This is a genomic window from Candidatus Eisenbacteria bacterium (genome assembly GCA_013140805.1).
Lineage (GTDB): Bacteria > Eisenbacteria > RBG-16-71-46 > RBG-16-71-46 > RBG-16-71-46 > JABFRW01.
Genome location: JABFRW010000100.1, coordinates 1 through 10,131 on the forward strand (window position 1 = coordinate 1; position 10,131 = coordinate 10,131).

A 10,131-nucleotide genomic window follows, 5' to 3' on the forward strand; every position below is an offset into this window, starting at 1 on the left:
AGCCCGCGACTCACCACCGCGATCACGCGTTCATGATGGAGCGTGAGCTGTTCGGCGAGGAGGCGGCGGAGCGCGGCGGACGGCCGCGGCTGCGGCGCGGGCGCATCGAGATCGCCGACGGCGGCACGCTGTTCATCGAGGCGATCGAAAACGTCTCGCCGCCGGTGCAACTGCGGCTGCTGCGGCTTCTTCAGGAACGGGTGTTCGAGCGCGTCGGCGACGGCCGCGCGCTGCAGGCCGACGTGCGGCTGGTGGTGGCGACGAGTGCCGACCTGGACGCGCGGGTGCGAGCCGGCGAATTTCGCGAGGATCTCAAGCAACGTCTCGCCACGGTGCGGATCGAGCTGCCGCCGCTGCGCGAGCGCCTCGAGGATCTGCCGCTGCTCGTGCAGGCGGCGGTTCGCGAGTTCAACCGCGAGCACGGCCGGCGGGTGCCGGGTCTCACGCGCGGTGCGATCGAGGGGCTGGCGCGTTACCCGTGGCCCGGCAACGTGCGGGAGCTGCGCGGAGTGCTCGAGGGTCTCGTGGTGTCGGCCAAGGGTCGCCGCGCCCTCGACGTCACCGACCTGCCCGCGGGCGTGCGCGAATCCGCCCCGAGCGAGCTGGCCGGGCGCGTCGAAGTGGAGATCGGGGCGACTCTCGAAGAGGGCGAGCGCCGCATGATCGAGGCCGCGCTGCGCCGTGTCGGCTTCGATAAGCGCCGCGCTGCCGCGATGCTCGCGATCAGCCTGCGTACGCTCTACCGGAAGATCGAGCGCTATCGGCTGGGCTGAAGTCGGCCTCGCGGGCGAGATCCGGAGGCGCCGCCGGACGCTCGAAAACGCGGCTCATCCCGCTGGACCGACGCGCCGATAATGGTCGCGAACCTCGTCAGGATCCACGGAGGGACCCATGGGTCTGCCCGACCCAGCGCTGTTCGACGACTCTGAAGCCGAACCCACGCGCCCGACGCCGGCCGAGCCGCCCGCGCCGTCCGCCGCGCCCATGCCACCGAGTGGAGCGGAGCCCGAGGAACGTCCCGATTGGCTGGTCGGCGCCGAAGAGGGTGCGCAATCCGAATTTCACCGCTCCGAGGACGCGCCGTCCGGTGTGAGGCTCACGCGGCCGCAGCTCCCCACCGCCGCGGCGAGCGACGGCATCACGACCGGGCTCGAGGCGCCGACGGCCGCGCCAACCGGCCCGCGCCCGACCCTGGTGCGACCCGGAGACGGCGCATTGCCCGGATTGCCGCTCGCCAGCCGCGCCGCGGCCGCTGAGAAGAAATCCGACAAGCCGATCGCGTGGCAGGGCGCGGGGGACAGCGTGCCGCGCCTCTCGGTCGTCGCCGAGAAGGTGGTGGAAGACGACGACGAAGCCGAGTCTCCGCTCGACGGCGACACCGGCGGATTCGGCGGGCCCGCGCTGATCGGGGCCGATGAAGCACGCAGGACTCCGATCGCCGCGCCCCGGCCGCTCGTGGAACCATGGTGGATCGTCGCCGCCGAGGCGGTGTCGACCGACCGCAAGCTTCAGATCTTCGTGGCAGGCGGTCTCGCGTTTCTGATCACGTTGTGGATCGTGTGGCCGCGAGGCTCCGAGAGCGTTTCGGTGCGCAAGATCCGCCAGCATGCGGAAGCGTGGGAGGGCCGCGAGGTCCGCGTGACCGGCCGCGTCGGCGAAGTGTTCGCGCTCGGGCAGGGGGTCGTCTACAACCTGCACCAGGGTCGCGACACCATCGTGGTGTTCTCGCGCAGCCGCCGACCGTCGAGCCGTGACCGCGTGAGCGTCAGCGGCACCGTGAGCACCGGGTACCTCGACGGCAGCGCACGCGTCTCGATCCTCGAGAACACCCAGTAGCCCCCAACTCGCAGCGGCCCCTGCCGTTCCCGGAACGTCCGCCCGGTCGAGCGCCAGATCTGGTTTGCCAAATTGGCACAAACCGTCGCGAATGGCATTGGTCCAAGGCCGATAACGTGTTGAATTGCAAAATCTTCCTACATCGGCTTGCTCCGCGACGCATACCGCGAATAGATTCCACACGTCCGCCGTCGCCCGCTGCGAACGGCGCGAACTCCAGACATCAACCTAGAGATCGCGGCGCGCAAACGCGCGCCGCCACAACCCAGTTGGAAGAGGAGGAAGGCATGAACGTCCGGCCTCTCGCGGATCGAATCCTCGTGCGTCGAATTGAGGAGCAGGAAGCAAAGCGTGGCGGAATCATCATTCCGGATACCGCCAAGGAAAAGCCGATGGAGGGCGAAGTGATCGCGGTCGGGCCCGGTCGTATGACCGAGGACGGCAAACGCGTCTCGATCGAAGTGAAGAAGGGCGACCGGGTGCTGATCGGCAAGTACAGCGGCACTGAGGTCAAGATCGAGAACAGCGAGTTCGTAATCGTGCGCGAGGACGACATCCTCGGCGTGCTGTCCGAGAAGTAACCGCGTGACCGCAGGCGCCACGAGCGCGCGGTCCTGACCATACGAACAAGGAGAACTCAACATGGCAGCCAAGCAGTTGCTTTTCAGCGGCGAGGCGCGGGCCAAGATCCTCGAGGGCGTCGAACAGCTCGCGCGAGCGGTCAAGGTCACCCTCGGACCGCGCGGACGCAACGTCGTGCTCGACAAGAAGTGGGGCTCACCGACCGTCACCAAGGACGGCGTCACGGTGGCCAAGGAAATCGAGCTCGATGACCCGTATCACAACATGGGCGCGCAGATGGTGCGCGAGGTCGCTTCGAAGACCTCCGACGTGGCCGGCGACGGCACCACCACGGCGACCGTTCTCGCGGAAGCGATCTTCCGCGAGGGCATCAAGAACGTGACCGCGGGTGCGGCCCCGATGGCGATCAAGCGCGGCATCGAGCGCGCGGTCGAAGCGGTGGTCGACGAGCTGCGCAAGCTCAGCCGCCCGGTCAAGGAAAACAAGGAGATCGAGCAGGTCGCGACGATCTCGGCGAACTCGGACAACGTGATCGGCAAGATGATCGCCGACGCGATGGACAAGGTCGGTAAGGACGGCACGATCACGGTGGAAGAGGCCCGCTCCGTCGACACCACGCTCGAAGTGGTCGAGGGCATGCAGTTCGACAAGGGCTACATCTCGCCGTACTTCGTGACCGAGAAGGAGAGCATGGAGGCAGTGGTCGAGGACGGCTACATCCTGCTCTACGACAAGAAGCTCTCGAACATGAAGGACCTCCTGCCGGTGCTCGAAAAGATCGCGCAGAAGGGCAAGCCGATGCTGATCGTCGCCGAGGACGTCGAGGGCGAAGCGCTCGCGACCCTGGTGGTCAACAAGCTGCGCGGCACGCTGGCCGTGTGCGCGGTGAAGGCCCCGGGCTTCGGTGATCGCCGCAAGGCGATGATGGAAGACATCGCGGTCCTGACCGGCGGCAAGGTCATCACGGAAGATCTCGGCATCAAGCTCGAGAACGTTCGTCTCGAGGATCTGGGCCGTGCGAAGCGCGTCGTCGTGGACAAGGAAAACACCACGATCGTCGAGGGTGCCGGCAAGAAGGTCGACATCCAGGGCCGCATTACGCAAATTCGCAAAGAGATCGACGACACCACGTCGGACTACGATCGCGAGAAGCTGCAGGAGCGGCTCGCGAAGCTGGCCGGCGGTGTCGCGGTGATCAACGTGGGCGCTGCGACCGAGACCGAGATGAAGGAAAAGAAGGCTCGCGTCGAGGACGCGCTGCACGCGACCCGTGCCGCGGTCGAAGAGGGCATCGTGCCGGGCGGCGGCGTCGCCTACCTGCGCAGCCTGGGAGCGCTCGATCGTCTCGCGAAGGAGATCGAGGGTGACGAGAAGGTCGGCGTGAACATCGTGAAGCGCGCACTCGAGCAGCCGCTGCGCACGCTGTGCGAGAACGCCGGCGTCGAAGGCTCGATCGTGGTCGAGAAGGTGAAGTCGTACAAGGGTGAGGAGAAGTTCACCGGCTACAACGTGGACACGGAAGAGTACGTGGACATGTTCAAGGCCGGGATCATCGATCCCACCAAGGTGTCGCGCACCGCGCTGCAGAACGCGGCGAGTGTGGCGAGCCTGTTGCTGACCACCGAAGCGCTGGTGACCGAAATCCCGGAGCGTAAGAAGGCTTCGGCGGCACCGGGCGGCGGCGGTGGCTACGGCGGCGGCGAGGACTTCTAGGCCGCACAGAACACCGTAGTACGAAGTGACGAACGGGCCCGGCGCAAGCCGGGCCCGGCGCGTTTGGTGTGACCAAAACACGGTCAAACGTCGATCGGGGCCGTGGACTCTGCGTGCAATCGCGCGATAATCAAGTCGAGTTCGCAGTGGCGTCGGCCGCGCCGATCCCGTACGCAATGCCCCCACCCGAAGGAGTACCCCCATGAAGCTTTGCGCCACCGTTGCTCTGCTGCTCACGCTCGCCACGTCGGCCGGCGCCGCCGTCATCCACGACGAGTCGATTCACGGCGATCTGTCGAGCAACGCCGCGGTTCCCAGCCCGCTCGCGCTGGCGGTCGGCGGCAACACCGTGATCGGAACGGTCGCCAATTCGAACGCGGCGCCGCCCGCGGGCGATCGCGACTTCGTGCGCTTCACGGTCGCGTCGGGGCAGATGCTGATCGGACTCAATCTGCTCGGCTACTCGCCGAGCAATCTCAGCTTCGCGGCATTCAACGCCGGCACCACGAGCTTCGTCCCGGGTCCGGCGACGATCGACAGCTTCCTCTCCGGCATTCACATCGCCGGCACCGACCTCGGCACCAATCTCATGCCGCGGTTCGTGAGCAACTCGGTGACGACGTTCGCGCTCGCCACGCCGCTGCTGGGCCCCGGCGACTACTGCTTCATGATCCAGCAGACCAGCAACCTCGTGCAGTCCTACTCGCTCGAGTTCGTGATCGAGGCGCCGGTGCCGACCGAGACGCGGACCTGGGGAGCGATCAAAGCGTTGTATCGGTAGCAGGGGGAACAGCCGCCCGGCCGGGGGCGCGTCGCACTCGCGAGCGCCCCGCGGCGGGCGTTTTTCGTACGCCTGCGATAGCCTCGCCCCACGGTACGAATCCTCCGCCCGGCCCCGAGGCTTCCCGCGTGATCTATCTCGAACTGCTCCGAATCTTCATTCGACGCAAGCTGTTCATGCTGATGCCGATGAGCGTGCGCCTGCGATGGCTGCGCGAGGACGGCGTGAAGATCGGCTCGAACTGCATCGTGCACACGCCGTATTTCTCGGTCGAGCCCTATCTGATCGAGCTCGGCGATCGCGTGCTGGTGTCGGCCGGCACCGAGTTCATCACGCATGACGCGGCCGGGCATCTGTTCCCCGAGGTGCAGGACTTCGGGCTCTACGGCCGCATCGTGGTCGGCAGCAATACCTTCTTCGGCATCAAATGCCTGGTGCTGCCGGGGGCGCGCATCGGCGCGAATTGCGTGATCGGCTCGGGTGCCGTGGTGCGCGGTGTGATCCCCGAGGGCTCGGTGGTGATGGGCAACCCGGCCGAGGTCGTGATGAAGACCGAGATGCTCAAGGCGCTGATGCTCCACAGCAAGGGGCGCATGGCGACCGCGCACCTGAGCATCAAGGAGAAGCGCGAAGCGCTCTGCAAGCATTTCGGCATCGCCTGACCGGGTGGCCGCGATGCTAGACTTGGCGCGATTGTCGCGAGGTCTCGCGGGCCGGATTTCTGCCCCGCGACACCGCGCGCCCAACCTCATGGAGCCCCCACCGATGCGCTTCCGCACGTCCTCCGCTGCTCGCACCCTGCTCGTCACCGCATCGTTCGCGCTCGTCCTTGCGGCCCCGGCGGCGTTCGCCAAACCGATGCTGTTTCCGCCGCTTCCGAATGGCCGGCAGGAGACGCGCGAGGAGTTCGACGTTGCGCCCTACCTGTCCGCCTGGAAGGCGGCGAGGCTCGCGCACGAGCGCGCGACCGCGCAGCCGGCGACGCTCAATCAGCAGCAGTACGACGCACACTGGTACGACTTGAACCTCACCTTCACGCAGGCGGGCAGCCAGGTCGCGGGCACCGTTCGCATGAAGGCGTCGGTGGTGAGCGGCCCGATCTCGGTGGTCGAGCTCAATTTCTACGCGAACATGGTGATGGATGCCGCCACCTCGGCCGGCGGCGCGACCACCTGGAGCCGCGTGGGAAATCTCCTCACGCTCAACCTCGATCGCGCCTACGCCACCGGTGAGCTGGTCGACGTCACGCTCACCTATCACGGTAATCCGACTGCGGCCGGCTACTTCGTGTTCCAGACCGTGAACGGGCGGCCGCTGATCTGGAGCCTCTCCGAGGCCTACGGTGCGCGGAGCTGGTGGCCGTGCAAGGACATTCCCGAAGACAAGGCGGACTCGGTCGACATTCACTTCACCACCGCGTCGACGCAGACCGTCGCCTCGAACGGTCGCTTCGTGAGCCGCGTGCCGTCGGGCGGCACCGCGACCACCCACTGGCACGAGGGCTACCCGATCGCGACCTATCTGGTTTCGATCGCGGCCTACCCCTACACCGTGACCGACGACTGGTATCGCCCGACGCCGACCGACTCGATGCTGATCCGTTTCTACAACTATCCGGAGTCGGCGGCCGGCGCGGCGCCGGTGCAGGCCAAGGTCAAGAACATGATGGCGGCGTTCGCCACGCGCTTCGGTGAGTACCCGTTCATCACCGAGAAGTACGGGCACGCGCAGTTCCAGTACGGCGGCGGCATGGAACACCAGACCATCACGGGGCTCGGTACCTTCAACGAGTCGGTGGTGGCGCACGAACTCGCACACCAGTGGTGGGGCGATCTCGTCACCTGTCGCGACTTCCATCACATCTGGTTGAACGAAGGCTTCGCGAGCTACGGTGAGGCGCTGTGGTGGGAAGCGACCGCCGGAGTAGCCGCCTACAAGGCCGACCTGAACGCGAGCCGCTACACCGGGCCCGGCACGGTGTGGGTGCCGGACGAAACCGACGAGAGCCGGATCTTCGACGGCAATCTCAGCTACAACAAGGGTTCGTGGGTGTTGCACATGCTGCGCCACGTGCTCGGCGACGCCGCGTTCTTCGCGTCGCTGCAGCAGTACCACACCACGTGGGGCTATCAGAGTGCGGTGACCGAGGACTTCCGCGACGTGTGCGAGAGCGTCTCGGGGCGCGACCTCGACGCGTTCTTCCAGCAGTGGATCTACGGCGAGTTCTTCCCCGTCTATCGCCCGACCTGGGCGGCGGTGGCGGCGGGTGGCGGCGGCTGGGACGTCACGCTTCAGCTCGAACAGACTCAGAGCGGACAGCTCTTCCACATGCCGGTCGACGTCACACTCACGACCGCCGCCGGCGAGACCACGTTTGTCATCCATGATTCGCTCGCGACGCAGACCTTTGTGCTGCACGTGAACGACGCACCGACGCTGCTCGAGATCGACAAGGACGACTGGATCCTGAAGAGCGTCGAGACCACGGTCTCGAACCCCACGTTCGAGCGCGGCGTCCTGCTCGTGAACGGCGTCGACTGGGCGACCTACGGCACCGAGATCACGAGCGCCTACACCGATCACGCGTTTTCGGGCCCCTACACGGTCGACTTCTGGGATGCCTTTGCGACGCCTGCGGGGGGCTATCCCGCGGCACTTCCGGCGCCGCTCGGCCACGGCGAGGTTCCGCCTGACGTGCTCGGGCACTATCGCAATGTGATCTGGGTCGGCAACAACTTCGGCGGCGACCTGGCGGCCTGGCAGGAAACACCGGTGCTGTCCTACTTGCGAGTCGGCGGCAACCTGCTCCTGATGACGCGCCAGGGGGAGAGCTTCCTCGACGATTCGCTGCGCACCTACCTGGGCATCAACTGGACGAACACCGGAGCGACGTTGTTCGACTGCCTGGCGACTCGGCCAGGACTCGCGAACGTCACGACGCTCGGTTCTCAGACCCTGTGCGCGGTGTTCGACACCGTGCGAACCACTCCCGAGAGCGAACTGCTGTTCCGCGTCAGCTCGGGCTTCTCGCCGACGCGCGGGATCGGCGCGGTGCGAGTGCCGGCCGGTGGCGGAACGTTCCGGCCGAGCGGCGCGCGCCTGGCGTTCCTGTCGGGGCGGCCGTATCGCTGGAATCACACGCAGCTGCAGAACGACGTGTCGGCGATCCTCGCGAACTGGTTCCTGGAACCCGTGAACCCCACTGCGGTCGGCGACGCGCCGATCGCGCGGGGCCTCGCCTTGAGCCCCGCGCGTCCCAATCCCTCGAGCGGCGCGACCACGCTGGGTTTCGCATTGCCGCGCGCCGAGCACGCTCGCCTGACCTTGCTCGACGTGACGGGGCGTCGCGTGCGCACCCTGGTCGACGGCGCGTTCGAAGCGGGAGAACATGTGGCGAGCTGGGACGGACGCGACGAGCGCGGCGGCCGAGCACCCGCCGGTCTCTACTGGGCGCGTCTCGAGGCGGGTGGCGAGAGCGCGGTGCGGCGGCTGGTGCGTATTCGATGAAGTCCAAGTCGCGACCGACCGCGCCGCTGCGCATCATCGTCACGTGTCTGGCGTTCTGGGGCGTGGCGCTGTGGCTGGTGAGTCGCTTCCCGATCATCGAAGGGTTCGGCATTCGCATCACCGTCGTCTCGGTTCGAGCGGCACTCGGCCTGCTGGGCCACCCCGTCGACCTCGTTGGCAACGTGCTCCACACCGGCCGGACCGGCATGGAGATCGCGACCGACTGCAGCCCGCATCTGGCGTATCTGATCTTCGCCGGTGGCGTGATCGCGACGCCCGCCAGCTGGCGCCAGCGCGTGATCGGACTGGGAGTCGGGGCGCTCGCGATTCATGTGTTCAACACGCTTCGAATCCTCGCGCTCTACGCGGTCCTCGCCGCGCGATCGAACTGGTTCGAATTCGTCCACGTCTATCTGTGGCAGATCGGCACCATCGGCGCGGTGCTCGGTGCCTTCACTCTGTGGCTCATGTGGACCGGACGGCGCGCGCCGACGGCGTGAAGTTCCTGCTCGCCTTCGCGGGCTGGGCCACGCTGGTGTTCGCGCCGGCGTGGTGGCTCTCGAAGCCGTGGCAGGCGGCGATCGGAGCGGTCGCGGTGCGCGTGGTGACGCCACCCGGCGCCTCGCTGCGAATCACGAGCCTCGAGCTCTTCTACCCCATGGACCTCGCGGTGTTCGTCGCTCTGTGCCTCGCCAGCGGCTGGGCGAGTTGGGCACGTCGAGGGCGGGGACTGCTGGTCGGGGTGCCGATCATGGTGGTGGCCGAGATCGCGGCGCTGGCGCTGGCGCTCGCCTCGATGCTCGGCGCACGGCATGCGATCGCGGGCTCCGCGGAACAAGCCGCGGCCATGCGCCTCACCGACTCGATCATCCGCGTGGTCGGGCTCGCGATCGCAGCACTGGTGTGGTTCGTGGTGCTCGGGCACGAGCGCGTCCTCGCTCGCCCGGTCGCGGGCCTGCGAACTTCCCAGCGCTCGAAGCCGCGGGGTGGCGCCCGATGATTCGCGCCGCCATGCGTTCACTGCTGCTCGCGGTGGCCGCCGTGGTGTGCGTGGCGACCTCTGCGGCGGCACACGGTGCCGGCACGAGTCAGGTGACGCTGCGGCTCGATGGCGCCCGCATCGAAGGCGAGTGGGAGATCCATCTGCGCGATGCGCGCTGGGCGCTGGGCCGCGACACCACGCAGGTCGGCGAGGGGGCGTTGCGCGATCTGCGCGCGCATGAGCCCGAGCTGCGTGCGTTGCTGATGCGAACACTGGCGCTCGCCGGCGACAGTCTGGCGTGCCCGCTCGAGCTGACGGCGGCGCCCCTCGAATGGCTGCCGCGTTTCGAGGAGGTGCGATTCCATCTGATCGCTCGATGCCCGAACGAGCCGACGCGCCTGCGAATCGGCAACGAATGGATGTTCGACCTCGACCCGACGCATCGCGCCTATTTCTCGGTGGTCGATGCCCGCGCCACCTCGGTCGGAGTGCTGCGCGCCACCCTGCGCTCGGTGACGTTCACGGTCCGGCAGTTCCATTTCGGCCAGATCGCGAGCGAGTTCCTGCTCGACGGCGTGCGTCATCTGTGGCTGCGGCTCGACTACGTGCTGTTTCTGCTCGCGCTGCTGATGCCGACGGTGCTGATCCGCGAGGGTGGCGCGTGGCGGCCGCGCCCGGGGATCGCCGCGGCGGTTCGCGTCGCCGCGCCGCTGCTGGCGGCTTTCGCGAT

General features: G+C 67.5%; 10 protein-coding genes. All 10 read left to right on the forward strand.

Annotation, left to right across the window (positions count from 1 at the left end; genetic code table 11):
* Positions 1 to 773: sigma-54-dependent Fis family transcriptional regulator (locus HOP12_08565; protein NOT34205.1), on the forward strand; the 773-nt coding region annotated here is incomplete at its 5' end.
* A gap of 118 nt (positions 774 to 891) precedes the next feature.
* Positions 892 to 1,836 (forward strand): hypothetical protein, encoded by a 945-nt coding sequence (locus HOP12_08570; protein ID NOT34206.1) that lies wholly within the window; start codon positions 892 to 894, stop codon positions 1,834 to 1,836.
* A gap of 287 nt (positions 1,837 to 2,123) precedes the next feature.
* Complete coding sequence (locus HOP12_08575; protein ID NOT34207.1) at positions 2,124 to 2,417, forward strand: co-chaperone GroES; 294 nt, start codon at positions 2,124 to 2,126, stop codon at positions 2,415 to 2,417.
* A 61-nt stretch (positions 2,418 to 2,478) separates the two neighbouring features.
* Positions 2,479 to 4,131, forward strand: coding sequence for a chaperonin GroEL (gene groL, locus HOP12_08580; protein NOT34208.1), 1,653 nt, complete (start codon positions 2,479 to 2,481; stop codon positions 4,129 to 4,131).
* 202 nt (positions 4,132 to 4,333) lie between these two features.
* Positions 4,334 to 4,912 (forward strand): hypothetical protein, encoded by a 579-nt coding sequence (locus tag HOP12_08585; GenBank protein ID NOT34209.1) that lies wholly within the window; start codon positions 4,334 to 4,336, stop codon positions 4,910 to 4,912.
* A gap of 128 nt (positions 4,913 to 5,040) precedes the next feature.
* Positions 5,041 to 5,574, forward strand: coding sequence for an acyltransferase (locus HOP12_08590; protein ID NOT34210.1), 534 nt, complete (start codon positions 5,041 to 5,043; stop codon positions 5,572 to 5,574).
* A gap of 103 nt (positions 5,575 to 5,677) precedes the next feature.
* Complete coding sequence (locus tag HOP12_08595; protein ID NOT34211.1) at positions 5,678 to 8,419, forward strand: hypothetical protein; 2,742 nt, start codon at positions 5,678 to 5,680, stop codon at positions 8,417 to 8,419.
* A complete protein-coding gene (locus tag HOP12_08600; protein ID NOT34212.1) occupies positions 8,416 to 8,919 on the forward strand; it encodes an archaeosortase/exosortase family protein in 504 nt (167 codons plus the stop codon). The genes HOP12_08595 and HOP12_08600 overlap by 4 nt, the downstream gene beginning before the upstream one ends.
* Positions 8,916 to 9,419, forward strand: a complete 504-nt coding sequence (locus tag HOP12_08605; GenBank protein ID NOT34213.1) for a hypothetical protein — start codon at positions 8,916 to 8,918, stop codon at positions 9,417 to 9,419. The genes HOP12_08600 and HOP12_08605 overlap by 4 nt, the downstream gene beginning before the upstream one ends.
* The coding region (locus tag HOP12_08610) for a hypothetical protein (GenBank protein ID NOT34214.1) at positions 9,416 to 10,131 on the forward strand (716 nt) is incomplete at its 3' end. The genes HOP12_08605 and HOP12_08610, both read left to right, overlap by 4 nt.

Bases quoted from the DNA above. Each gene is read 5' to 3' on its own strand.
- HOP12_08600 (NOT34212.1), top strand. From the start codon at position 8,416: ATGAAGTCCAAGTCGCGACCGACCGCGCCGCTGCGCATCATCGTCACG.
- HOP12_08570 (NOT34206.1), top strand. From the start codon at position 892: ATGGGTCTGCCCGACCCAGCGCTGTTCGACGACTCTGAAGCCGAACCC.
- groL (NOT34208.1), top strand. From the start codon at position 2,479: ATGGCAGCCAAGCAGTTGCTTTTCAGCGGCGAGGCGCGGGCCAAGATC.
- HOP12_08575 (NOT34207.1), top strand. From the start codon at position 2,124: ATGAACGTCCGGCCTCTCGCGGATCGAATCCTCGTGCGTCGAATTGAG.
- HOP12_08585 (NOT34209.1), top strand. From the start codon at position 4,334: ATGAAGCTTTGCGCCACCGTTGCTCTGCTGCTCACGCTCGCCACGTCG.
- HOP12_08595 (NOT34211.1), top strand. From the start codon at position 5,678: ATGCGCTTCCGCACGTCCTCCGCTGCTCGCACCCTGCTCGTCACCGCA.